Annotated in this window: 19 protein-coding genes and 4 tRNA genes; 16 read left to right on the forward strand and 7 right to left on the reverse strand. The window is 69.4% G+C overall.

Annotated elements, in window-relative coordinates:
* The first annotated feature begins 104 nt into the window (after window positions 1-104).
* Genes E1292_RS11020 through E1292_RS11030 form a run of 3 tightly spaced genes read left to right on the forward strand, consistent with a single transcriptional unit; the run spans window position 105 to window position 2,442 of the window.
* Complete coding sequence (locus E1292_RS11020) at window positions 105-944, forward strand: replication initiator (protein WP_342775639.1); 840 nt, start codon at window positions 105-107, stop codon at window positions 942-944.
* Window positions 944-1,126: a helix-turn-helix domain-containing protein gene (locus tag E1292_RS11025; protein ID WP_132594695.1), complete on the forward strand. Its 183-nt coding sequence runs from the start codon at window positions 944-946 to the stop codon at window positions 1,124-1,126. The genes E1292_RS11020 and E1292_RS11025 overlap by 1 nt, the downstream gene beginning before the upstream one ends.
* Window positions 1,126-2,442, forward strand: coding sequence for a tyrosine-type recombinase/integrase (locus E1292_RS11030; protein ID WP_220446765.1), 1,317 nt, complete (start codon window positions 1,126-1,128; stop codon window positions 2,440-2,442). Before E1292_RS11025 ends, E1292_RS11030 begins: the two co-directional genes overlap by 1 nt.
* A 71-nt stretch (window positions 2,443-2,513) precedes the next feature.
* Here E1292_RS11030 and E1292_RS11035 read toward each other — a convergent pair.
* Window positions 2,514-2,586, reverse strand: a tRNA-Lys gene (locus E1292_RS11035).
* Window positions 2,587-2,635: 49 nt separating this feature from the next.
* Window positions 2,636-3,790 (reverse strand): acyl-CoA dehydrogenase family protein, encoded by a 1,155-nt coding sequence (locus tag E1292_RS11040; protein WP_132594697.1) that lies wholly within the window; start codon window positions 3,788-3,790, stop codon window positions 2,636-2,638.
* A 93-nt stretch (window positions 3,791-3,883) separates the two neighbouring features.
* Between E1292_RS11040 and E1292_RS11045 the strand changes: the two genes are divergently transcribed.
* Complete coding sequence (locus E1292_RS11045; protein WP_132594699.1) at window positions 3,884-4,174, forward strand: PspC domain-containing protein; 291 nt, start codon at window positions 3,884-3,886, stop codon at window positions 4,172-4,174.
* On the opposite strand, the gene E1292_RS11050 is transcribed toward E1292_RS11045, so the two are convergent.
* Complete coding sequence (locus E1292_RS11050) at window positions 4,175-5,440, reverse strand: MFS transporter (protein WP_342775640.1); 1,266 nt, start codon at window positions 5,438-5,440, stop codon at window positions 4,175-4,177.
* 110 nt (window positions 5,441-5,550) lie between these two features.
* Complete coding sequence (locus E1292_RS11055; RefSeq protein WP_220446766.1) at window positions 5,551-5,901, reverse strand: metallopeptidase family protein; 351 nt, start codon at window positions 5,899-5,901, stop codon at window positions 5,551-5,553.
* Window positions 5,902-5,934: 33 nt separating this feature from the next.
* On the opposite strand from E1292_RS11055, the gene E1292_RS11060 reads away from it, so the two are divergent.
* The 7 genes from E1292_RS11060 (at window position 5,935) to E1292_RS11090 (ending at window position 9,455) form a co-directional block, all read left to right on the forward strand.
* On the forward strand, window positions 5,935-7,494 hold the full coding sequence (locus E1292_RS11060; RefSeq protein WP_132594705.1) for a metallophosphoesterase family protein: 1,560 nt from the start codon (window positions 5,935-5,937) through the stop codon (window positions 7,492-7,494).
* Window positions 7,495-7,567, forward strand: a tRNA-Glu gene (locus tag E1292_RS11065).
* Between the two features lie 89 nt (window positions 7,568-7,656).
* Window positions 7,657-7,731: transfer RNA gene (locus E1292_RS11070), tRNA-Asp, on the forward strand.
* 5 nt (window positions 7,732-7,736) lie between these two features.
* Window positions 7,737-7,810, forward strand: a tRNA-Phe gene (locus E1292_RS11075).
* An 85-nt stretch (window positions 7,811-7,895) separates the two neighbouring features.
* Window positions 7,896-8,048 carry a CPCC family cysteine-rich protein gene (locus E1292_RS55705; RefSeq protein WP_132594824.1) on the forward strand — a complete coding sequence of 51 codons (153 nt, stop codon included), beginning with the start codon at window positions 7,896-7,898 and terminating at the stop codon, window positions 8,046-8,048.
* A 223-nt stretch (window positions 8,049-8,271) separates the two neighbouring features.
* Window positions 8,272-9,081: a hypothetical protein gene (locus tag E1292_RS11085; protein ID WP_132594707.1), complete on the forward strand. Its 810-nt coding sequence runs from the start codon at window positions 8,272-8,274 to the stop codon at window positions 9,079-9,081.
* A complete protein-coding gene (locus E1292_RS11090) occupies window positions 9,078-9,455 on the forward strand; it encodes a GntR family transcriptional regulator (protein WP_132594709.1) in 378 nt (125 codons plus the stop codon). Before E1292_RS11085 ends, E1292_RS11090 begins: the two co-directional genes overlap by 4 nt.
* Before the next feature lie 273 nt (window positions 9,456-9,728).
* Here E1292_RS11090 and E1292_RS11095 read toward each other — a convergent pair whose 3' ends face one another.
* Complete coding sequence (locus E1292_RS11095) at window positions 9,729-10,103, reverse strand: hypothetical protein (protein ID WP_220446767.1); 375 nt, start codon at window positions 10,101-10,103, stop codon at window positions 9,729-9,731.
* 151 nt (window positions 10,104-10,254) lie between these two features.
* Between E1292_RS11095 and E1292_RS11100 the strand changes: the two genes are divergently transcribed.
* From E1292_RS11100 to E1292_RS11115, 4 genes are all read left to right on the forward strand, one after another.
* The gene (locus E1292_RS11100; protein ID WP_132594711.1) at window positions 10,255-10,776 is read left to right on the forward strand and encodes an ATP-binding protein; all 522 of its coding nucleotides are present in this window, start codon (window positions 10,255-10,257) and stop codon (window positions 10,774-10,776) included.
* 99 nt (window positions 10,777-10,875) lie between these two features.
* Window positions 10,876-11,448 carry an RNA polymerase sigma factor gene (locus E1292_RS11105; RefSeq protein WP_132594713.1) on the forward strand — a complete coding sequence of 191 codons (573 nt, stop codon included), beginning with the start codon at window positions 10,876-10,878 and terminating at the stop codon, window positions 11,446-11,448.
* Window positions 11,441-12,319 (forward strand): CU044_5270 family protein, encoded by an 879-nt coding sequence (locus E1292_RS11110; protein ID WP_132594715.1) that lies wholly within the window; start codon window positions 11,441-11,443, stop codon window positions 12,317-12,319. The genes E1292_RS11105 and E1292_RS11110 overlap by 8 nt, the downstream gene beginning before the upstream one ends.
* 88 nt (window positions 12,320-12,407) lie before the next feature.
* Entirely contained in the window at window positions 12,408-15,566 is a 3,159-nt protein-coding gene (locus tag E1292_RS11115; RefSeq protein ID WP_132594717.1) for a S8 family serine peptidase, read from the forward strand.
* Between the two features lie 6 nt (window positions 15,567-15,572).
* On the opposite strand, the gene E1292_RS11120 is transcribed toward E1292_RS11115, so the two are convergent.
* The gene (locus E1292_RS11120; RefSeq protein ID WP_132594719.1) at window positions 15,573-17,612 is read right to left on the reverse strand and encodes a cellulose binding domain-containing protein; all 2,040 of its coding nucleotides are present in this window, start codon (window positions 17,610-17,612) and stop codon (window positions 15,573-15,575) included.
* Between the two features lie 174 nt (window positions 17,613-17,786).
* On the opposite strand from E1292_RS11120, the gene E1292_RS11125 reads away from it, so the two are divergent.
* A complete protein-coding gene (locus tag E1292_RS11125; RefSeq protein ID WP_132594721.1) occupies window positions 17,787-18,776 on the forward strand; it encodes a helix-turn-helix domain-containing protein in 990 nt (329 codons plus the stop codon).
* Here E1292_RS11125 and E1292_RS11130 read toward each other — a convergent pair whose 3' ends face one another.
* Window positions 18,777-22,400 (reverse strand): S8 family peptidase, encoded by a 3,624-nt coding sequence (locus E1292_RS11130; RefSeq protein WP_132594723.1) that lies wholly within the window; start codon window positions 22,398-22,400, stop codon window positions 18,777-18,779. It abuts the gene before it with no gap.
* Between the last annotated feature and the right edge of the window lie 49 nt (window positions 22,401-22,449).

A 22,449-nucleotide genomic window follows, 5' to 3' on the forward strand; every position in this document is an offset into this window, starting at 1 on the left:
CTCGATCTGCTTCGCCAGCCACTGCGCGGGCGTCACACTGTTGTCTGCGGCCATCGCCTGGATCTCCTTCGAATCTTGATCTTTGCTACTCGAAGGATCACGCGATGGCCGTCTTCATTTCACGACGTCACGCCTGTGACCAGGCCAAACTCGTACACCACTCCTGTGGACGCAACCACCCCGGGTCGGAGCGTTCGGTCAGTACGGCGGGGCCAGCGTGCGGTGCCCTGCCCGGTGTCCCGCCGCCGTCCGGGACCGGCCCCCAGGCCGCACGCCCGGACGGAGGGCGGGCGGAGGGCCGGGGGCACGGCGGCGCGCCGCGCCGCCGCCTTGACGAGGACGCCGAACCGCTCCACGTCCTCCGCTTCGGCGAACAAGTCGATGTCCAGGGCGTGCTGGCTGGCACTCCGGACGCCGACCAGTGCATCCGCTACCTGTCCAAGTACCTGACCAAGTCCATCGGCGACACCCTCGACGGCGGCCAGGCCCAGCAGGAGCACGCCGCCCGCATGCTCGACGCCCTCCGCTACGAACCCTGCTCGCCCACCTGCCCGAACTGGCTGCGCTACGGCCTCCAGCCCAAGAGGGCTAAAGCCGGCATGCAGCCCGGCCGTTGCCGGGGCAAGGCACACAAGCCCGAACACCTCGGCTATGCCGGACGTCGCGTCCTGGTTTCCCGTAAGTGGTCCAACAAGACCCTGGCCGAGCACAAGCAGGACCGCCGTACCTGGGTCCTGGAAGCCCTCGGCCAAACCGACGAACCCATCGACCCACACCGCTACATCTGGCGCCCCGTTCCGACTGGAGACGCCAACGTGCCACCCCCCGCCGTACGGCTCCTCCGCTCCGTCCATGAACGGCAACGCTGGCGAGCCCACCTCAGGGAGTTGGAAGCCAGAGCAGACGGCCAAGATCTTTCGGCAGCAGAAGGGAAGGCAGCCTGATGGAAAGGCTCTTCTACCGGCCGAACGACGCGGCCACGGTCCTGGGAATGAGCCGTACGGCAATTTTCCGGCTGATCAAAACCGGAGAGCTCCGGTCGATCAAGCGCGACGGGTACCGTCTGATCCCTGCCGCTGCCCTCCTCGACTTCGCCCGCGCCCTGGAGAGTACGGAGGTGGCCTGATGGCGCGCAAACCCAATGGACGTTCCTCCATCTTCCTCGGCAAGGACGGTAAGTGGCACGGCTGGGTGACCATGGGCGTCAAGGACGACGGCTCTCCCGACCGTCGTCATCGCATCGGCAACTCCGAAACCGAGGTGACACGCAAGGTACGTGAGCTGGAGAAACAACGGGACTCCGGCAAGACCGACAAGCCGGGACGCGCTCCGACAGTCGCCGAGTGGATGCGCATCTACCTGGACGAGATCGCGCCGCTGAAGGTCAGTGATCTCACGCTGGTGAGCACGTACCGCCCCAAGGTCGAACACTGGATCATCCCGCGACTGGGCGCCCATCGGCTCGACCGGCTGCGCCCGGAACACCTGGACGCCTTCTACGCCTATCTCGCCAAGCAGGGCCTCGCCCAGAACACGATTCTCCAGATCCACCGGATCCTTTCCCGCGCGCTGAAGATCGCGGTGCGCCGAGAGAAGGTCGCCCGCAACGTCTGCACGCTGATCGACGCTCCCACCGCCGAAGACGTGGAGATCGAACCGCTCGACGCCGACGAGGCCCGCGATGTCCTCGACGTGGCCGGCAGCCAGAGGAACGGAACACGTTGGTCCGTGGCGCTGGCTCTCGGCCTTCGGCAGTGTGAAGCGCTCGGTCTTCGCTGGAAGTACGTGGACCTCAAGAAAGGCGTCATCCGCGTCTTCTGGCAGATCAAGCACCAGCGCTACCGCCACGGCTGCAAGGACCCGCACGCCTGCGGCGAACGGCTCCACCGCTACCCGTGCCCGAAGGACTGCCCCAAGGCCAAGCGCACCTCCGGCCGCAAGCACGTGTGCGACAAGGCAGGGCAGAAATTCTGCCCTCCCGACTGCGCCAAGCACGCGCCCTCATGCCCCGAACGCGTGGGCGGTTGGACCTTCGTGAAGCCCAAGGGCAAGAGCAAGCGAACCGTCATGATCCCGCCCCCGCTGATCCCGCTCCTCAAGCTCCACCAAGAGGCCCAGCGTGCCGAGAAGGAAGCGGCGGGGGAGCGGTGGCAGGACTATGACCTCGTCTGGTGCCATCCGGACGGACGACCCATAGACGCCGGCCAGGACTGGGACGAGTGGAAGGAACTCCTACGCCTGGCCGAAGTCGACAAGGACGCCCGCGTCCACGATGCCCGCCACACCGCCGCAACACTCCTCATCGAACAAGGCGTGGACATCAGCGTTGTTCAGGAGATCCTCGGCCACTCACAACTGACCACGACGAAGCGCTACACCCACATCACGGCGACACTCTCAACCGAAGCAGCAGCCCGCATGGGCCGCGCGCTCTGGGGATAACTGCAACTGAAAACGCAACCGGGCGGACTTTCTGATCATGAAGATCGGGGAGTCCGCCCAGGTCATTCGGGTAGGGCGCCCGGGGCTCGAACCCGGAACCTACGGATTAAAAGTCCGCAGCTCTGCCAATTGAGCTAACGCCCCTAGCTACAGCAAGGGTACAGAGATTACCTTCCTGCCCGCGACGCCTCCATCATCGGTAGGCCGCCAGCCCGGTCAGCGCTTCCCCCAGCACCAGCGTATGGATCTCCTGCGTCCCTTCGTACGTCAGCACACTCTCCAGGTTGTTCATGTGCCTGATCACAGGGTACTCCAGGGTGATCCCGTTCCCGCCCAGGATGGATCGGGCCTGGCGGGCGATGTCGAGGGCGGCGCGTACGTTGGCCAGCTTGCCGAAGCTGATCTGCCGGGGTTCGAGGCGGCCCGCGTCCTTCAGTTCGCCCAGGTGCAGGGCGGTGAGCTGGGCCTGGGCGGCGCCCACGTACATCCAGGCGAGTTTCTCCTGCGTCAGCTGGAACGCGCCGATCGGTTTGTCGAACTGGACGCGGGTCTTCGCGTAGTCGACGGCCGCCTCGAGGCAGGCGCGGGCGGCGCCGACGACGCCCCAGACGATGCCGTAGCGGGCTTCGGAGAGGCATGACAGCGGGCCCTTGAGGCCGGTGACTCCGGGCAGGGCGGCGGAGGCGGGCAGGCGGAGGTCGTCGAAGTAGAGGGAGGAGGTGACGGAGGCTCTCAGGGAGAGTTTCTTGTGGATCTCGGGGGCGGTGAAGCCGGGGGTGGAGGTGGGGACGACGAAGCCGCGGACGCCTTCGTCGGTCTGGGCCCAGACCACGGCGACGTCGGCGATCGAGCCGTTGGTGATCCACATCTTGGCGCCGTTCAGGATCCAGTCGGATCCGTCCTTCTTGGCGTACGTGCGCATGTTGGCGGGGTCGGAGCCGTGGTCCGGTTCGGTCAGGCCGAAGCAGCCGATCGCCTCGCCGGCGGCCATCCGGGGCAGCCACTCCTCTTTCTGCTCATCCGAGCCGTACCGCCAGATCGGGAACATCGCCAGCGAACCCTGGACGGACACGAATGATCGCAGCCCGGAGTCGCCCGCTTCCAGCTCCCGGCAGGCCACCCCGTACGACACGGCGTCCGTGCCGGCGCAGCCGTAACCCTCCAGGTGCATGCCGAGCACGCCGAGCGACCCGAGCGCGGGCGCGAGTTCGCGCGCGGGGAAGGCGGCCTCCTCGAACCAGTCGCCCACGTGCGGGAGGACGCGGTCGGACACGAAGGACCTGACCGTGTCGCGGATCAGCCGCTGATCTGCGTTGAGCCGGTCGTCCAGGCGCAGCAGGTCGTCCATCGCAGAGGTCCTCTCGTCGCGTAAGGGACTACCAGGGTTCTACCAGGGAGAATCCGGATGTGCTAACACCAGCCTGCAGGGCAGTCTTGAGGCATGAGCGATGACAACGTCAAGAAGCTGCGCAGGACTCACAAAGGCCGGATCGTCGCGGGCGTCTGCGCGGGCGTCGGCGAGTATGTCGGGATCGACGCCAACATGGTACGGATCGCGCTGGCGATCGCGACGCTGTTCGGCGGGCTGGGCGTCGGCGTGTACGTGATCGGCTGGCTGCTGATCCCCGACGAGCAGGCAGAGACCTCGATCGTCCAGGACCTGGTCAACAAGCAGCAGAACCGTAGTACGCACACCGACTGGAGCAGCGGCGAGCACAAGCCCCAGCCATGATCATGACGGCGCGCGGATCTCACCCCGGGACTCGGTCCAGCCCATGGCGAGCACGGCGGCGGTGACCACTCCGGTCACCCCGGCCAGCGCGACCACCGGCTCAGGGCCGAGTCTCTCCGCCGCGAACCCGCCGACCAGGATCCCGATCCCCTGTACGGCCATCAACCCCGACTGGACGAGGCCGAACGCCTGGGCACGCCGTTCGGCCGGTACATTCTGGACGAAAGCGGCGTTGGCCGCGAGCTGGTACGCCCCGCCGATCCCCGACAGCACCCATGCCGCGAGCACCACGGCCAGCGGGGGCCGCAGCGCGGTCACGATCAGGGGCGCGCAGCTGAGCATGGCCATCCACCCCATGAGCCGCAGCCGCCGCGGCGGCGACACGAACCTGCTGAACAGGAACGCCCCCACGACCGTCCCGGTCGGCATGGCGGCCATCAGCAGCCCGGTGATCACCGGAATCGGCAGGGTTCCGGTGTGGAGGGTGGCCGCGTACGGCGCGGCGAGGCCCTCCGGCAGGATGTAGAAGCCGCACAACCAGGCGAACAGGACGATCGTCCGCAGTTTCTTCGACCCGAACACGAGCCGGGCTCCGGCCATGGTCATGGTCCACATGGACGGTCTGCCGCCCTCGCTGTGGGCGGCCGGGCGGCGGTGCACGCCGGAGACCAGGATCAACGCGGATCCGATGAACGTCGCGGCGTCGAGGGCGAGCGCGCGGTAGGGGCCCATGGTCGCGATCACCGCTCCGCCGGCCGCGAAACCGAGCATCTGGACGGCCTGGTTCGTCATGTTCTGCAGGGCCGAGCCGATGACGTACATGTCGCCTTCGAGCACCTCGGGCAGCAGCGCCGCCCGCGCCGCCGAGAACGGTGCGCTGAGCAGCACCACGAGGAACACCAGCGAGCACAGGGCCCAGAACGGCATGCCGGGCACGGCCATCACGGCCACCAGCGCGGCCCTGATCAGGTCGCAGGACAGCATGACGCCTCTGCGCGCGAACCGGTCGGCCAGGCCGGCCAGCAGCGGGCCGCCCACGATCGAGGGCAGGTAGGTCAGCGCGTAGACCGCGGCGGTGGCCAGCGCCGACTGGGTGCGGTCGTAGACGAGCACCGCGAGCGCCACCTGGGCGAGCTGGTCTCCGAGGAGGGAAAGGCCCTGGCCGTACCAGAGTGCCCGGAATTCTTTGATCGCGATGACTTCGCGATAGGTGACTTGTCGTCCTTCGGCACGCCGATGTCGTCCTGGCAGCCGTCGCGCCCGCATGGCCCCCATTGGACTCCGCTGTGCCTGACTCACTGTGTTCGGTATGTCACCTAAGGTTGCCGAACGCAATGGCAAGCCGCAACCCAAAGAAGTCAACCGGAAGCAAAGGGTTACCAGCCGAGCTCGTGAAGCCTCGCGTCGTCGATGCCGAAGTGGTGCCCGATCTCATGGATGACGGTGATGCGAACTTCGTCGATCACGTCCTCTTCCGTATCGCAGATCTGGCATATCGCATTGCGGTAGATCTCGATGCGGTCGGGAAGAACGGCCGAGTACCAGTCGCCACGTTCCGTCAGGGGGATGCCGGTGTACAGGCCGAGCAGATTGGGCTCTGGCGGATCGTCGACGACCGTGACGACGACGTTGCTCATGGTGCGTGCGAGGTCTGAGGGGATCGTGTCCAATGCCTCGGCCACGAGTTCCTCGAACTTCTCCCGGGTTACCTCGATCACACTTGCCATTGTGCCCCGCCCGTCGGGTATGCAAGAAACCGTATGAAGTTCGTCCACTGGTCAAAAGCAGCTATCCGGTCGAGGGCCTCGAAAGCCGTCGCGGTGCTCTTCGTCGCCGCTGTGGGCGCCTGGCTGGGCATCTTCTTCAGCGGCACCGTACGCGCCGAGATCGGTCCCGTGGAGACGGGCATGTCGCTGCGGCCGGCGTGGAGCGGCGAGACCGTCGTGGACGCCAGCCCGCTCGGCACGCTCACGTTCCGCACGCACGCGGCGCCGCTCAGGCTGCGCATCACCCTCGAGAACATCGACCAGGACCGCGCCCGAGCCCTCCTCGAGGACCCCCGGCTGGCCGACCGCCTGCCGGCGTTGATCGAGACCGACCTGCTGGACGGCGTGCGCGCGCTGGTCATCCGCTCCCTGCTGTGCGCGGGCGCGGGGGCGCTGATAGCGGTCCTGATGGTGTTCAGGAGGCCGCGCGTGGCGCTGGTGGGGCTGCTGGCCGCCTCCGTGGCGCTCGCCTGCACGGGAGCGCTCGCCGCGCTCACCTTCCGCCCCAACTCGCTCGTCGAGCCGCGCTACTCGGGCCTGGTCGCCGCGGCGCCGTCCCTGGTGGGCAGCGCCGAGTCGATCGTGACGCGTTTCGAGTCGTACCGGTCGCAGCTCACCAAACTGGTGACGAACGTCTCCAAGCTCTACGACACCGTCTCGACGCTGCCGTTGTACGAGGCCGACCCTAAAACCATTCGAGTCCTCCACGTTTCGGACATCCATATCAACCCCATCGCCTGGAACGTCATCCGGTCGCTCAAAGACCAGTTCGCCGTGGACATGATCATCGATACGGGCGACATCTCGGACCACGGCACCAAGGCCGAGAACAAATTCGTCAACGAGATCGGCCGGCTCGGGCTCCCGTACGTCTTCGTCCGCGGCAACCACGACTCGATGACCACCCAGAAGGCGGTCGCGAAGCAGAAGAACGCCATCGTCCTGGACGACAAGACCAAAACCGTCGAAGGGCTGACCATCTACGGCCTGGGCGATCCCCGCTTCACTCCGGACAAATCCGTGCCCGTCTCCGCGAAGCCCGGCACCCTCGACGAATATGCCCGCTCCCACCTGCCCAACGTCGACGAGCCGGACCTGATCGCCGTACACGACCCCGACGTGGCCGAAGGTTTCTCCGGAGCCGCCCCCATGATCCTGGCCGGCCACACCCACGACCGCAGGACCACGATGTTCCGCTCAGGCACCCGCATGCTCGTGCAGGGCTCCACGGGAGGCGCCGGCCTGCGTGCCCTCGAACACGCCGAGCCGACTCCGGTCCAGGCCTCGGTTCTGTACTTCGACAAGGAGACGAAACGCCTGCAAGCCTGGGACGACATCACCCTCGGCGGGCTGGGGGAACAGTCGGTCTACATCCAACGTCACGTGGAGGCCGACCCAGACCGTATGATTTCTCCAGAGCCAACGAACGCCCCGTCGCCAACGGGATCCGTCACTGGCCCACAGACGCCGACCGCCGGTTCGCCGCTTTGGCATCAGGGGCAATCGTCCCCTATGCTTCAGAGGTCTCCGACGGAAGGCGACAGGGAATCCTGAGCCCCCATCGTCTAGCGGCCTAGGACACCGCCCTTTCAAGGCGGCGGCACGGGTTCGAATCCCGTTGGGGGCACAGCGAGCGCCTGGCACACCGGAAAACGGCTGGTCGAGGATCACCGGAAAGCTGGTAAGCTAAGCGAGCGCAAACAGCAAGAAACGCAAGGTCCTGTAGAGCAGTTTGGAGTGCTCGCCACCCTGTCAAGGTGGAGGTCGCGGGTTCAAGTCCCGTCAGGACCGCTCTGGGTCAGGTAGCTCAGTTGGTACGAGCGTCCGCCTGAAAAGCGGAAGGTCGGCGGTTCGACCCCGCCCCTGACCACCTCACACGACCAGCAAAAACGCCCCGGACGGATCGCCGTTCGGGGCTTTCTGATCTCCAGTGGCAGAAGCTAGCGGACCATCGCCTGCGACGCGATGCGGCTGACATTGCGGGGGGACCGAACTGCGAGCTGAGTCTTGTGCAAGGACGGCGAAAATTCGTGGAGTTCGGCGCGAGTCGTAGACCGGACCTGCCCCATGTCCGTTCTCCTCGCCCTGACGAGCATCCCAGCATGTGATCTTGCTAACGCTGTTGCCGACGACAAGCCTGGACGGCCATAGACGGGCGTGGGGGTCTCTGATGCCGGACACCCCTTCCGAGCAGGTGCTCATGTCGCCGATGGACGCCTATTGACATCTCCTGGCTCGCGCCACCGGAACGACGGGAACCCACGGGCCATTGACTTTGTCGCAAGGAATGACGCACTCTATTGAGACAAGCCTTGCGACAAAGGAGGCGCTATGACCCGTGGACCGTTTCCGGACGCCGGCCCGCCGGCGAGTGCGGCCGACCTGCGACTGGCGGGTGAGTGGCTGGTCCAGCACGACTTGGCCGATGCCCGCCCCACCCCGCTGCTGGCCAGCCGGCTGGCGGTCCGCAGACGCGCCCGCCTCGCCGCTCAGATCATCCTGACCGTGCTGATCCTCGCGAGCGCGCTCGCCGCCACTTCCGCCTTCGGCGGCTTCCAGCCGCATCGCCCGCTGCTGGCCCTGACCGCGCTGGTGGCCGGGCTGCTGCTGGCACAGTCGCTGCTCGACTGGTGGGTGCGACGCGTCGACCAGCGGGCGGGCGCGACGCTGTCCCGCAGGGCCGCCCATCTGATCCAGCCCGGCTGGCGGGCCGTGCTCGGCCGGCCGTACGCCGTCTTCGCGGCCGCCACGTTCACCGGTGCGATGGCGCTGGCCGGAAGCGCCCTGGCCGTTCCCGACCCCACCGTGCGGCAGCTGGCCATCGTCCTGCTGATCGGCGTGCTCGGCGTGACGGCCATCATCGCCATGCAACTGCGCCACCTGCTCAGGCGACCGGTCATGGCAGAGGACGAGGAGTCGCTGACCGCCGACGTCATCATGCGCGTCGAGGACGCCCGCGAGCTCACCATGCCGAGCGTGCAGTGGTCGCTGCCCATGGTGCTGCTGTTCGGCACCGCTCCCGGCTGGTGGAGCGCCGCTGCGGTCGCCTACCTGATTCTGGGCCTGGCCGCGTGCGTTGCGCTCCAGGCCAGGACGCCGTCGAGTGCGACGGTGGCCCGGCGGGCCATGAGCCCCCGATGATCGTCATCGACGCGGACTCGCCGGTGCCGCCGTTCGAGCAACTGCGGGCCCAGCTCGCCCGGCAGATCCAGGACCGCACCCTGGCCGTGGGCGCCCGGCTGCCGACCATCCGCCACCTCGCGGCCGACCTCGGCCTGGCCGTCAACACGGTCGGCCGGGCCTACCGGGAGCTGGAGGAGGCGGGGCTGATCGAGACGCGCGGGCGGGCAGGCTCGTTCGTGTCGGCCGCCGGCGAGGAGGGCCGGGAGCGGGCCCGCCGGGCCGCCGCCGACTACGCGGCCGTGATCGCCAGCGTCGGCATCGACACGGGTGAGGCGATCCGCATCGTACAGGCGGCTCTGACTTCCGGCACGGCAGCACCGGCCTCGTCCTGACAGCATCGAGCCGGGTGCCGTGGTCGAAGGAGATGTCGTTTGCCATGCCGGGCACAACCAACAGGTGAGGATCAGAATGGTCGCACCCGAAGACGTCGCGGAGCGACGACTCCGGGATGCCAGAACCACCCGTGCGCACCACCTCAGGGGCATCACCGGGCTTGAGCTTGCCGAGAGCGCGCTGATCAGCACACCCTTCCGGCCTTGGACTTCCTCGCCTGCACTCGCGCACCGGCCGGATCCGGATGAAGCGCGCCGTCCCCTGCGGGATGCCTAGCCGAGGGAGAGGGCCGTGACGAGGATCAGCAGGAGCAGGAGCGCCAGCCCGCCGCCCGCGATCACCAAAAGGGTGATCATGCAGCCCTGCCCGTTCCACGGTTGGGGAGCGGGGCCGAGGGCGCCTCGGGCGTAGGCCCACACGGGGGCGCGATATTCGACGTCGAACGCCATCCCGGGCTGGAGCCAGACCGTGAAGTCCGCGGGGCCGATCTGCGCGGGGAACAGATAGGGCAGGTGGACGTGGAGGTGATGCTGGCCGGGAGGAAGCGGGATCACATTGCGGCCCCACCGGCCCAGCATCGGCCGGCCGTTCAGGATGATCTTGGGGGTGATCATGGCGAGCATGAAACCCATCCAATGCCGCTTCACGTCGAGGACGAGATGCGCCTGACCTCCTGGAGGGCCTCCTGGAGGACCCCCTGGAGGCACTCCGAAAGGGGCGGGTGGAGGTGGCTGGTTCCACGGGTGGTGCGGGCCGGGCGGATGCATGGCGGCTATGCTAGTGCGCTCCGGCCCTTTCATGATCACCTGGAGCGCGGGCATGCGGGTCCTGGTGCTGTCCGGGCCTCCGGCGGCGGGCAAGAGCACGTTGGGGCGGCGGGTCGCGGGCACGCGCGCCCGATGCGCCTTCATCGACGTGGACGACGTGCGCCAGCTCGTGCTCGCCGGGGCGGTCGCTCCGTGGGACGGCGCCGAAGGGCGCAGGCAGCGGCGGCTCAGCGCGGTCAACGCGTGCAGCCTGGCCGGCAACTTCGTGGCCGCCGGGATGGACGTCGTCGTCGCCGACGTGCTGAACGAGGAGACGCTCGCGGTGTACCGGGCGTCCCTGCGGGATCTGCTGGTGATGCGGCTGCGGGTGGCGTACGCATGCGCGCGCGAGCGGGCCATGGGGCGGCCGGTCCACTTTACCTGGGACGGATTCGCGATGCTGTTCCGGGAGCAGGAGTCGGTGGCCGGAGCCGACCTGTGGCTGGACACCACCGAACTGACCGTAAACGAGACGGCCGGGAGGCTGCTGGCAATGTGGGCGCCGGTGGGATAACCGGTACGTGGGACGACGGAAGACGATCCTGGTGTGCGGCGAAGGAAGGGTGACCGTTGTTCGCGACCCGGGAGGCATGCTCATGAGTGAGATGGCGACTTGACCGCCGACGTGGGCGAGCAAGTGAGCGACGCCGAACTCGTCGCCCAGTACCGCAGGAACTCCGATCGGTTCACCGAGGTGCACGATCGGTACTTCCGCGACATCTACCTGTACGTGGCGGGCCGGCTGGATACGCAGGCCGCCGAGGACATAGCGGCCGAGACTTTTCTGCTGGCCTTCGACCAGCGTGACCGGTTCGACCCGGAACGCGGCGGGCTGCGGCTCTGGTTGTTCGGCATCGCCACCAATCTGGTCGCCAGGCACCGGCGCAAGGAGGCGCGCCATTACCGGGCGCTGTCCCGGATGGCGCTGGAGCCGGCGGCGGAAGGTCACGAGAACAGCGTGGTCACCTCGGTCTCCGCGCAGCGCATGCAGCCACGCCTGGCGCAGGCGCTGGCCACGCTGTCCAAAGGCGAGCGTGACGTCCTGATGCTCGTGGCGCTGGGCCAGCTCAGCTACGACGAGGTGGCCCAGGCACTCGGCATCTCCCCGGGCACGGTGGGTTCACGGCTCAGCCGGGCGCGTGCGAAGTTCCACGCCATCATCGACAAGGAGTCCGTACATGGATGACGACCTGAGGCCGATCGCCACCTTGCTGGCCAAGCCTGAGCCGCCCCGCGAGGTGGAGCTGTGCAGCAGGAACCGGCTGCTGGCGAGGATGGGCGCGCGCCCGCGCCGGCGCTTCGGATGGCTCGTGCCGGGTTTCGGTATGGTCGCCGCGGCGGTGCTCGCGCTGGTGGTCGGGGTGACGATGGTCGGCACGACCTCCGCGCCGGGCTCGGGCAGGGAGGTCCTGCTGGTGGCGGCCACGAGTGCGGAACGGTCACCCGAGGATCCAGGGAGGTACTGGTACACCAGGGCCGAAGCGGACCACAGCGAGCTGGTCATGGAGAACTGGGTCAGCCGCGATGGCCGGCGCTGGTCCAGGGGCACGCCCGCCAATCCCGACAAGGTGGGGCCCGGCCACCCGAGACCGTTCGTCATGGGGGATGTGGAGCTGACGTGGGACGAGCTCCAAGCGTTGCCGGCCGATCCCGAGAGGTTGACGGCCTGGATCCGCGATACCCACGAACCTGAGGACCACCCGGCGGCGGTCGAGGAGCTTGAGGATCTCGGCGTGACGGCGGCCGATGAAGAGCGCTCCGACGTCGTCCACGGGCTCGCTGCGCTGATCACTTCGATGCCGGCGCCTTCGGACGTCCGCGCGGCGGCGTTCCGGGCGCTCGCCGACCTGCCGGGCGTCGAGAGCCGGGGCGCGGTCGAGGGAGGCGAGGCTCTCTCGATCCCGACGTCGTGGGGTTCAGAGATCAAGCTGGTCGTTGACCCTGAGACCTCGCGGGTGAGCCGCGCGAACGTCGTCGTGGGCAACGACGGAAGCGTCCTGGGCGGCCGTACCGGCTACCGGCTGACCTCGGAGTGGACGAATCAACTGTCCCGGTGAACGCCGCTGTGCCCATGACGGAGCCACCAGGCAGGCGTGCGCGCCGAGGACTGGACGGCCGGAGCGACGCACATCCAAGGAAAGGTCAATGGTGAAATTACGAGAATCGTTCGCCGCCGTTCTCATGGCGGCAACGGTCGTCGCCACACCGGCGGTATCGGCAGCGCAGGCCCCGCCGGCGGCGGGGGAGGAGGTGACACTGATCACCGGTGACCGTGTCGTGCTCACCGGATCAGGGCATCGGGTGGAGCCGGGTGCGGGGCGGAAGGTGGCGTTCAGGAGCCAGGTGCGTGAGGGCCATCTCCACGTGGTTCCTTCTGACGCGGAGCCGCTGCTCGCACAAGGGGTGCTCGACCGGAGGCTGTTCGACGTCACGCAACTGGTTGAGTGGGGGTACGGCGACGCCGCCAGGGCCGATATCCCCGTGATCTCGCAGGGCACGAGCGGGCAGGCGTTCGCGCCGCAGAACTCCCGGCAGGTCAAGCGGCTGTCGAGCATCGGGATGAGCACGGCGCGCGTGCCCAAGGCGGACGCCTTGAACACCTGGAAGGACCTGACCGGCGGCGCTCGCACGCTGGCGGTGAGCGGCACGAAACTGTGGCTGGACGGCCGTCGGTCCTTCTTCCTGGACGAGAGCGTCAAGCAGATCGGCGCGCCGCAGGCGTGGCAGCAGGGGTTCACCGGTAAGGGCGTCACGGTCGCGGTCCTCGACTCCGGCTACGACCCCGATCACCGGGACCTCAAGGACGCGGTGGCCTACGAGCACAACTTCAGCGACTCTCCCGATATGCGTGACACCCTCGGTCATGGCACACATGTCGCCTCGACGGTGGCGGGCCGGGGCGAGAAGTACCGCGGCGTGGCGCCGGGGGCCAAGCTGGCCATCGGCAAGGTTGGCGCATCGTCTCCTACCGACTCGGCCATTCTTGCCGGCATGGAGTGGGCGGCCGTCGAGGTCAAGGCCAAGGTCGTCAACATGAGCTTCGGCACTCTGGACGGCCCCGGCCTCGACCCGGTGGAGCAGGCGGTCAACACGCTGTCGGAGCAGACCGGCGCGCTGTTCGTGGCGGCCGCAGGGAACAACGGCCGTCCCGGTTCGGTGGCCAGCCCCGGCAGCGCCGACGCGGCGCTGACCGTGGGAGCGGTGGACAAGCAGGGCCGGACGGCCGACTTCTCCAGTCGCGGGCCACGCACAGGTGACCACGCGATCAAGCCCGATGTGGTGGCGCCGGGGGTGGACATCATGGCCCCCGCGGCGGCGGGCACCGCCGACGGCCCCTACCGGTCGATGAGCGGCACCTCGATGGCCGCCCCGCACGTGGTGGGCGCCGCCGCGATCATGGCGCAGCGCCATCCGGAGTGGACGGGCGCGCGGTTGAAGGCGGCGCTGATCGGCAGCGCCGCGCCCAAGGGGGACGCGACCCTCTACGAGCAGGGCGCGGGGCTGGTCGACCTGACGCGAGGGCTGAATCAGCAGGTGGTGGCCGAGCCGGCCAACCTGTGGGCCGCCTTCCCCTGGGACGGTGCCGACGAGCGGGTGGCGACCAGGACGATCACCTATGCGAACGAGGGCGACACCCCGGTCACCCTCGACCTGTCGGCGCAGGGTGACGTGCTGAAGCTCAAGGACGCCCGGGTCACGGTTCCTGCCAAGGGCAAGGCGGAGGTCACGCTCACCATCGACGCCCGCGACCAGCAAACCGGCGACCACCCGGGGACGATCAACGCCACGTCGGGGGAGACGGTGGTCCGCACGCCGGCCGGCGCGTACGTCGAGCCGGAGTCGTACAACCTCACCATCACCACGATCGGCAGGGAGGGGCGGAAGGCGGACCCCTTCTTCGCGCAGATCTACGACGCGAAGACAGGGGCCTTTCACTTGCCCGCATTCGAGGACGGCGTGGCGACGATCCGGCTGCCCAAGGGCGACTGGCACCTCTACACCGACCAGTGGGAGAAGAGCACCTCCACCATCGCCGTCACGCCCGCGCACATCGACGGCGAGGACCGGAGCCTGACGGTGGACGCGCGCCAGGGCAAGGCCGTGGAGGTCACCGTCGACGATCCGGATGCCGAACGGCAGGACGGCGTCGAGCAATCCTTGGCTCATGGCGGGTGGAACGCCGGCGGGATCTACCACGGCCTCGAAGGGGGCTTTTTCGTCGTCCCCAGCCGCGTGTCCGGCCTGACTTACACGTTCAAGACCCTGTGGACCAGCAAGGATGTGTCGCCAAGCCCATACGTCTACCACCTCGCCTACCGACGCTCCGGCGGCCTGCCCGAGGATCCGGCCTACCACGCCAAGCGCGATGAGCTGGCGAAGGTCACCACGACCTACCGGGCCTCCGGAGTAGCCGCCACGGGAACGCCGCTTGCGGGGATAGGAACGTCCAAGCTGCCTGGCACGGGAATGAGCGCGCTGGTCGGTGAGATCGATCTGCCCGCCACGCTCGTGCAGTACCGGACTCCCGGTCTGGCGTACGAGAGCGGGCTCAGCACCGGCACCGCCACCATGGTCGACGGTGGACGGGTCGCCAGGCGCGGTGAAACCGGCGAGGTGTGGAACGCCGCGGTCACCGGGCCGTCGTTCCTGGTGCCGGGCGGCAGCCGTACCGGAGATCGGCTGATCTTCTCGGGGGCGGGACTGTTCGCGGACGGCGGCGAGGGCCGGTCGGGCTTCGACACGGCCGCCACCGGCACCGCGACCCTGGCCAGGGACGGGCGCGAGGTGGCGAGGGCCGACCTGACCTCCTGCAGCACGTATCAGCCGGAGACATGTCAGCTGCGGGCCGCGCTTCCCGCGGAGGCGGGCGCGTACACGCTGGCCGCCTCCATGCGCAGGCAGGTCGAGCATTCGGCACTGTCCACAGGCGTGGAGTCGGTGTGGACGTTCCGGTCGGAGAGCACGTCCGAGGAGCGGGCGCTGCCTCTGATGGCCGTCCGGTACAGCCCCGAGGGGCTGGACGCGTACAACCGCGCCAAGAAGGGCAGCCTGACGCGGGTGCCTTTGTGGATCGGGCGCAATTCCGGATCCGGGGAGGCGAAGGTCGGAAAGGTCGCGGTGGAGATGTCCGCCGACGACGGTGCGACCTGGCGCCGGGTCCCGGTCACCCGTGACGGCTCCAGGTGGGCCGCGAAGGTACGCAACCCCGACGCGGCCGGGTTCGTCTCCCTGCGGGCGGTGGTGACGAGTGCGGATGGCGCCGGGCTGACCCAGACGATCACCCGCGCCTACGCCGTCGGCTGACCGGCGTCACAGCGGCCCGGACGTGCAGACCGCTCCGTTCAGCTTGAAGACGGAGGGCAGCACGTTCGGGCCGGTGTAGTCGCCGACGAAGCCGATCGAGGTCGACGCGCCGGTGGCGAGCGTGCCGTTGCCGGGTTCGTTGACGACCTTGACGTCCCGCCCGTCCTCCGTCCAGACCCCGCCCCAGCCGCTGCCGAGGCTCTGCCACGACCTGGGCCAGGAGAAGGTCAGCGTCCAGCCGTTCACGGGGGCGCCGTCGTTGGTGATGTCGATGGCGCCGACGTAGCCGCTGGCCCAGTCGGACTGGATGCTCAGCCGCGCCGTGCAGGAGCTGGTGGCGGGTGTCGTGGTCGTGAACGTCAGCGGCGGGGACGACCAGGACAGGCCGCCCCCGCTGTCACGGGCGATCACGTTGACCGTGTGGCGGGTGCCCGGTTCGAGGTTGTCCACGGTGAACGACGTGCCGGCGGTCTCGCCGAGTTGTTCGCTGACGGCGCCGTTCCGGCGGTGCAGCTCGTACTTGGCGATCGGGCGCGAGCCGGCCGTGGCGCGCGGCCAGGTGATCGTGGCGGTGGTGGCGGTCACGTTCGTGGCGGTGGGCTGCCCGGGCGCGCCGGGGCGGCCGGTATCGGGTGTCTCCGGGTGCAGGACGAGCGTGGTCAGCGAGAGCGGCGGGAGGGTCTGGGCGGTGGCGCTGCCCGTGGCCGTGGTGGTGATGGACGTGGCGCCGTTGGTGTGGGTCAGTACGGTGGGCGGCCCGGCGGCGGGCGTGTAGCCCTCGTAGTCGATGGTCACGGGGTGGGACGTGCCGGACGAGGTGTTGATCAGCAGGACGGCGAGGTCGCCGCCGGGACGGCGGACGGCGTGCGCGGAGACGGCGGGCTGGTCGGTCGCGGCGGTGACGAACTGGTCACCGGGCCGGGCGAACTCGCTCATCATCCGCAGCGCGTGGTAGGGCGCGAAGGGGGTGTTCAGCGGCGGCTCGCAGACGCTGCCGTCAGCAGTGCACGCCGCGCTCGACAGCAGGCCGAAGTCGCCGTAGTCGGTGTGCCCCTCGACCTCGGTGACGGCGCCGATGCCGTTGTGGACGTTCCACCAGTCGACCGTGAACACCCCGTTCGCCAGCAGCGTCGCGTAGGAGTCGGCGGCGGCCAGCGCGCCGGGCTGGGTGTTCGTGCCGTTGCTGCTCGAGCCGGTGTTGAACTCGGTCATGGCGATGCCGATCCGGCCCGCGTCCGGCCCTGCGTGCCGGGCGATCTGCTCGCGGGTGAGCTGGATCATGTCGGGTACGTGGCCCACCCGGTCGAGGGCGCCGGGATACCAGTGCAGGACCACGAAGTCGATCTTGGGCCCGGCGGTCGACAGGACGACCTCGTTCCAGCTGCCGGCGTCGCCCTCGGCCACGATCGCGTCGGGCCAGTTGGCGGGCGTGGTCAGCACCGCGCCGACCTTGATGTCCGGGTCGACGGCCTTCATCGCGTCGGAGTAGGCGACGACGTGGCGGGCGTACTCGGCCGGGCTCTTGTCGGGGTGGTCGTCGGCCTCCCACGCGGCGCCGTAGTGGCCGTTGCCGTAGTTCTCGTTGCCGATCTCCCAGTACGTGATGCCGTAGCCCTTGGTGACGTTGGCGTGCCGTACCCAGGCTGCGGCCTCCTCCGCCGTTCCTGTGCCGTAGTTGGCGGTCACCATCGCCTGGGCGCCGGTGCGCCGTACACCGCGCATGAAGGTGTCGAAGTCGGTGCCGGGCGCGACGTAGCCGCCTGGGGCGGTGTGGTCGGCCCAGTGGTAGATGTCGGAGTAGGAGCCGCCGGGGTAGCGCAGCAGTTTCACGCCCGCGCCCTTGAGCCGGTCGGCGGTCTCGTCGGAGCCCAGGTGGGTGTCCCAGATGGCATGGTTGGCGCCGATGCCCGTGTCGGGGACGGTGGCGAGGGCGGCCCGCGTGTTGACGGTCACCTCCACCGGGACGTCGGCGTACGCCGTGGGAGTGTTGAGCGCGGTCAGCGTCAGCAGCAGCGCGGACGCGGCCCGCAGCAGGGTTGTCGGCATCGGTGCACCTCGCCCGTGGACAGTGGTCATCACTCGACGCCTCCTCCTGACCAGGAGGCAGCATGATCATGAGCGGCGGGCGGCGGGCTCGTCAACCGGCGATGAAACTTTCACCGCGCGCTGCACCATATGTGCGTATATGTGCCCTTTGGTGTGCATGTCATCATGGGGGACATGCTGGAGGTTGCCGGGCTGGGCGAGGTGGAGGAGCGGGCGTACCGGTTACTCGTACGGGCCGGCGAGGCGGATCTGACCGGACTGGCCGAGGAACTGGACCTCACGCGGGAGGCGGCGGCCGCCGCGCTGGCGTCCATGGCGGGCATGGGGCTCGTCCGCGAGGTCGCGGGCAGCGCAGGGCGCAGGTTCGCGCCGGTCGCGCCCGAGGTCGCGCTCGGGCCGCGGCTGGTGCGGCAGCAGGAGACGATCGACTGGGCACGGCAGGCGGTCGACCAGCTCGCCGAGGAATACCGCGCGAGCCTGCGCCGCAGCGACGCCGACCGGCTGATCGAGGTGCTGCCGAGCCGGGCCGCGCTGCGCGAGCAGGTACGCCACCTTCAGGACAGCGCCCGCGAGGAGGTCATGTATTTCTGCCGGGCCGGCCACGTCGTGATGCCGTCCACGGACAACACCGAGGAGCTCGAGGCGCTCGGACGCGGCGTGGCCTACCGGGTCATCTACGAACGGGCCCTGCTGGAGGAGGCAGGGATGGTGGCCAACGTGGCGTTCGGCATCAAGCTGGGCGAGCAGGCGCGGGCCGTGCGGTTCCTGCCCGTGCGGATGATGATCGCCGACCGGTCCACCGCGCTGCTGCCGCTGGTGCAGTACGCCGGCCGGACGACCGAGCCGACCGCCGCGCTGGTGCATGGGAGCAGCCTGCTGGAGGCGCTGATCGCGTTGTTCGAGGCCCAGTGGGAGCGGGCCACGCCGATCAGGTTCCTGGAGGACGGGCAGGTCACCGACACCGCCCCTGGCTGCCCGCTGGACGCCGACGAGCTCTACCTGCTCTCGCTGCTGGTCGCCGGGGTGCCGGAGAAGTCGATCGCCAGCCAGCTCGGGCTCAGCCTGCGTACGGTACAGCGCCGCGTCTACCACCTGATGCGGCTCGCGGGCGCGCAGACCAGGATGCAACTTGCCTGGCATGCGGCCCGCGAGCGCTGGTTGTAGCTACTTCACCCCGTACGCCCGGGTGATGGTCTGCTCGAACCGCTCGCCCGAAGAGCCGGTCGCGACGACCCGCAGCGACACCCCGGTGTCGGACCCGCGATGCGAGACCAGCGCCTTGTACCGGCCCTGCCCCAGGGGGAGGAGCGGCAGCCTGCGCCAGGTCCTGCCGTCGTCGTACGACATCTCCGCGGTCAGCTTCCTCGCGTCCCGCGCGGTGAAGCCCAGCGCGACCGGCAGCGTACGGCGCACCTTCCCTTCCAGGTCGGCGGGCACGTCGTAGTCCACGCCGAGCAGCGGCAGCCGCTGCTCGCCCGCCGGCCGGGCGGACCTGAACGTCCAGGAGCTCTCGGTGGCCGTGGCGTACCGCCACTCCTCCGAGGTCCGGGTCGTGGACAGCTCCAGGCGGTACTCGGCGTCACCTTCCACGGCGGCGATGTCGCCCCGCAGGTTGTTCCGCTCCTCCACCAGCTCGCCGTCGCGGTAGACCCGGGCCGCGGTGGTGTCCTTGTCGCCGCTCCCGCCCGCGTAGCCGTAGTGGCCGTCGGCGTCCACGAACTCGGGCACGTGCACCGACAGGGCGTCACCCGTGCGCGTGGCGGACAGCGCGGCCGGGCGTACGACGGGGGCGAACCACCGCTCCCTGGCGATCTCGCCCGCCCGGTACGTCCTGGGCTGGTCGGTCAGGCCGCCGCGCAGCCGGTTCATCGACTCCCACGTGTGCATGTGCTGGACCACGTGTTGCCACTGGGTGTCGCCCGAGCTGATGTACTCGGCCCTGCGCAGCGGGGTGCGCACCACGCGCTGCGTCTCCATCTGCAGGTCCAGGTCGTACGTCTGCCACGGCCGCCAACCGAACCGCTGGTCCTTGCCGTACGAGCCGCCGCCGGACTCCTGGTAGCCGGCGTCGACCCTGGCGGTGTTGCGCCAGGTGACCTCGTGGACGATCCGCTCGGGCACCCGGCCGGAGGAGACCTGCATGACCTCGTAAAGGTAGGGCGTCGCGAACTGGCCCGTCACGTCGAGCCTGGCGCCGCCGGCCCTGGTCTTCTCCAGCAACACCTGGCCGCGGTCGTGTGTGATCATGAGCGTGGGCAGCGGGTCACGGTCGCCGACCGGCGACCACGGCTGCCACATGGCCCGGCCGTCCGGCCCGACCACGACCACCGCCGCCGCGCCGGCCGCGGCGATGTCCTTCAGCTTGCTCACCCAGTCGCCGAACGACGCGCTGGTGATGACGACCGCCTTGCCCTTGACGTCGAGCCCGCTCACGTCGCCCGTGCCGCCGTCGACCAGCCGCCAGCGCTTCCTGCCGTCGATCTCCGGCGACCGGATCGTCGGGCGGACCACCAGCGGGTCGCGGCCCAGCCGGGCGCTCACCCGGGGCGCGGCCAGCTGCCAGCGCGAGGAGAACTCGAAGGTGCCGTTGCGCACCGGCGCGGTGGGGGTGACCGCGAGCCCGTCGACCGAGGGGAAGTTCATCGAGCTCAGGCTGATCCTGCGGGAGCCGTACGTGCGGTGGGTGAAGTAGGTGGAGATGCCCTCCTGCATCACTTCCTGCGAGGTCCTGATCTCGACGGGCACGGCGGTCCTCGCGTCGAGCACGACCTCCATGTCCGACGTGACCGGCAGTTCGGGGTTGAGGATGAGGGAGTCGACGGGCAGCTCGTCGCTCGTCTCACCCATGATCGCCTGCATGTGGTAGGTGCCCTCGGGCACCTCGACAGTCCAGCCCTCGTGCTCGCGCAGGATGTAGCCGTAGGCGTCGTCCCTGGCGGCGGCGCCGTACATGGTGATCAGCGGCACGCGGGCGGGGCTGCCGTCCCGCTCGACGCCGGTGAAGTGCACCTTGTGCATCTTGCCGCGACGGGTCAGCGCGAGCGTGGTGTGCGCGGCCACCGAGCCGTCCGCCGTGGTGGCGGTGACGTAGCCGACGTGCCTGCCGTGCACCAGCTTGGTCAGGTCCACGGTGGTCTCGACGGTCGCGCTCGCCCCGGCGTCCACGGTGACGCTCGTCGCCGACAGGTTCACGGCCCCGTCGCCGGGGGCGTCGCCGTCCAGGTTGCTCAGGGTGGCGGCGACCGTCAGCGAGACGGGCTCCTGGCCGGTGTTGGTGTAGGTGATGGTGCCGCCGGGGGTGTCAGTGCCGCCGTCCTCGTGCACGCCCATGCTGAGCGACGCGGTGGCCGAGACCGCCTGCCGCACGGCGCGGGCCACGTCGAGGCGGCCGCCGCCCTGCTCGTACGGCGTCTGTCCCTCGACGGTCTTCGCCGTGGACACCAGGGCGTCCTTCAGCTGCCCGGCCTTCCACTCGGGGTGGCGCTGGGCCAGCACCGCCGCCGCGCCCGCCACGTGCGGCGTGGCCATCGACGTGCCCGACAGCTTCGTGTACCGGTCGTCGACCGGCGTGCCCAGCCCGGTGCCCGCCGCCCGCGCGGCGACGATGTCCACGCCCGGGGCGGTGATGTCCGGCTTGATCGCCTCGTCCAGGCGCGGGCCGCGGCTGGAGAACGGCGCCAGCGCGTCGTTCCTGTCGACCGCGCCGACGGTCAGCGCCGAGGTGGCGGCTCCCGGCGAGCCCACCGAGTAGTCGTCGCCGTCGTTGCCCGCGGCGATGACGAACAGGCTGCCGGTCTCCTCCGTCAGCACGTCCACCGCCTTGCTGAGCGGGTCGGTGCCGTCGGTGGGGCCGCCGCCGAGGCTCATGTTGACGATGTCGGCACCGCTCTCCCGAGCGGCCCACTCCATGCCCGCGAGCACCTGCGACTCGGTGCCGCTGCCGCTGGCGTCCAGCACCTTGCCGATGACCAGTTCCGCGCCGGGCGCGACGCCCTTGCGCAGCCCGCCGGACGCCTCGCCGGTGCCCGCCACCGTGGCGGCGACGTGGGTGCCGTGGCCGTGCTCGTCCTTGGCCGAGGGGTCGTCGGTGAAGTTGCGGGTCTGGGTGACCTTGGCCGCGACGTCGGGGTGGGCCTCGTCGATCCCGGTGTCCAGGACGGCGACCTTCACCCCCTTGCCGTCGTACCCGTCCTGCCAGGCCTGCGGCGCTCCCACCTGCGGGACGCTGTGCTCCAGCGACGCGGTGACCTTCCCGTCGAGCCAGATCTTGGCCAGCCCGTCGCGCAGCCGCGGCTCGCCTCCGCGAGCTCCGGCGCGCTCGGCTTCCCAGAGCACGGGCAGCGCGTCCTTGTCCGCCCGCATGGCGCGCGCGTTGACGCTCTTCAGCGTGACGGCCTGCCGGTTCTCCTTGTACGCCAGGATCAGCGGCAGGACGTCGCTGCTCTCGTCGTCGTACCCCTGCTCGATCAGGTCGCTGACCGAGAACAGCCGCTCGTCCATGAGCCCCTGCGAGAGGTAGGGGACCATGTCGGCGGGGGTGACCACCAGGTCGCCGTTCTCCTCCTTGGTGAAGAACCTGACGTCCTCGCGGCCCTTGCCGGGCTGCACGGTCGCCGCGTGCTTGCCGCCCGCGAACTCCTGGACCGTCACCACGTCGCCGGTGATCAGCGTCACCCGGCGCGGGTCTGAGCCGGCCGCCGGCTCGGGGGCTGCCGCGTGCGCGGGCACCGGTACGGCAATCATCGCCAGGCCCGCGCCGACGGCGGCGAGGCGGGTGATCCATCGCATGAACGAACCGATCTGTCGGTGGGGGTGACCTAGGCTTCACTCGTTCAAG

The sequence above is a fragment of the Nonomuraea deserti genome (assembly GCF_004348685.1).
GTDB classification, from domain to species: domain Bacteria; phylum Actinomycetota; class Actinomycetes; order Streptosporangiales; family Streptosporangiaceae; genus Nonomuraea; species Nonomuraea deserti.

Excerpts from the sequence above, each read along its gene's own strand:
- E1292_RS11020 (WP_342775639.1), top strand. The coding sequence starts at position 105 with ATGGCCGTCTTCATTTCACGACGTCACGCCTGTGACCAGGCCAAACTC.
- E1292_RS11025 (WP_132594695.1), top strand. The coding sequence starts at position 944 with ATGGAAAGGCTCTTCTACCGGCCGAACGACGCGGCCACGGTCCTGGGA.
- E1292_RS11030 (WP_220446765.1), top strand. The coding sequence starts at position 1,126 with ATGGCGCGCAAACCCAATGGACGTTCCTCCATCTTCCTCGGCAAGGAC.
- E1292_RS11040 (WP_132594697.1), bottom strand. The coding sequence starts at position 3,790 with ATGGACGACCTGCTGCGCCTGGACGACCGGCTCAACGCAGATCAGCGG.
- E1292_RS11045 (WP_132594699.1), top strand. The coding sequence starts at position 3,884 with ATGAGCGATGACAACGTCAAGAAGCTGCGCAGGACTCACAAAGGCCGG.
- E1292_RS11050 (WP_342775640.1), bottom strand. The coding sequence starts at position 5,440 with ATGCGGGCGCGACGGCTGCCAGGACGACATCGGCGTGCCGAAGGACGA.
- E1292_RS11055 (WP_220446766.1), bottom strand. The coding sequence starts at position 5,901 with ATGGCAAGTGTGATCGAGGTAACCCGGGAGAAGTTCGAGGAACTCGTG.
- E1292_RS11060 (WP_132594705.1), top strand. The coding sequence starts at position 5,935 with ATGAAGTTCGTCCACTGGTCAAAAGCAGCTATCCGGTCGAGGGCCTCG.
- E1292_RS11085 (WP_132594707.1), top strand. The coding sequence starts at position 8,272 with ATGACCCGTGGACCGTTTCCGGACGCCGGCCCGCCGGCGAGTGCGGCC.
- E1292_RS11090 (WP_132594709.1), top strand. The coding sequence starts at position 9,078 with ATGATCGTCATCGACGCGGACTCGCCGGTGCCGCCGTTCGAGCAACTG.
- E1292_RS11100 (WP_132594711.1), top strand. The coding sequence starts at position 10,255 with ATGATCACCTGGAGCGCGGGCATGCGGGTCCTGGTGCTGTCCGGGCCT.
- E1292_RS11110 (WP_132594715.1), top strand. The coding sequence starts at position 11,441 with ATGGATGACGACCTGAGGCCGATCGCCACCTTGCTGGCCAAGCCTGAG.
- E1292_RS11115 (WP_132594717.1), top strand. The coding sequence starts at position 12,408 with ATGGTGAAATTACGAGAATCGTTCGCCGCCGTTCTCATGGCGGCAACG.
- E1292_RS11120 (WP_132594719.1), bottom strand. The coding sequence starts at position 17,612 with ATGCCGACAACCCTGCTGCGGGCCGCGTCCGCGCTGCTGCTGACGCTG.
- E1292_RS11125 (WP_132594721.1), top strand. The coding sequence starts at position 17,787 with ATGCTGGAGGTTGCCGGGCTGGGCGAGGTGGAGGAGCGGGCGTACCGG.
- E1292_RS11130 (WP_132594723.1), bottom strand. The coding sequence starts at position 22,400 with ATGCGATGGATCACCCGCCTCGCCGCCGTCGGCGCGGGCCTGGCGATG.